Origin of the sequence: Corallococcus sp. AB038B (assembly GCF_003668955.1) — a bacterium.
Classification (GTDB): domain Bacteria; phylum Myxococcota; class Myxococcia; order Myxococcales; family Myxococcaceae; genus Corallococcus; species Corallococcus exiguus.
In genome coordinates, this window is the sequence record NZ_RAWO01000124.1 from 1 (window position 1) to 437 (window position 437).

Below are 437 nucleotides of genomic sequence, written 5' to 3' on the forward strand. Positions count from 1 at the left end.
CAAGCTGCTGGTGGACCCGTACGCCCGGGCCATCCACGGCAAGGTGGACTACAAGGCCCCCATCTACGGCTACCCGGCCCCCGCGACGGGCAAGGACGAGGACCTCGTCCTGGACACGCGCGACGACGCCGCGGGCGTGCCCAAGGCGGTGGTGCTGACGGACGCGTTCGACTGGGAAGGCGACACGCTGCCCCGCATCCCCTGGCACGACACCGTCGTCTACGAGCTGCACGTCAAGGGCTTCACGAAGTTGCACCCGCGCGTGCCCGAGCCCCTGCGCGGCACCTACGCGGGGCTGGCGCACCCGGCCAGCATCGAGCACCTGAAGAAGGTGGGCGTCACCGCGGTGGAGCTCCTGCCCATCCACCACATCGTGGACGAGCCCTTCCTCATCCAGCGCGGGAAGGTGAACTACTGGGGCTACAACACCCTGGGCT

General features: G+C 69.3%; 1 pseudogene. It reads left to right on the top strand.

Annotated features, from left to right (window positions below):
* A pseudogene (locus D7Y04_RS42740) lies at positions 1–437 on the top strand (glycogen debranching enzyme GlgX); the annotation flags it as partial.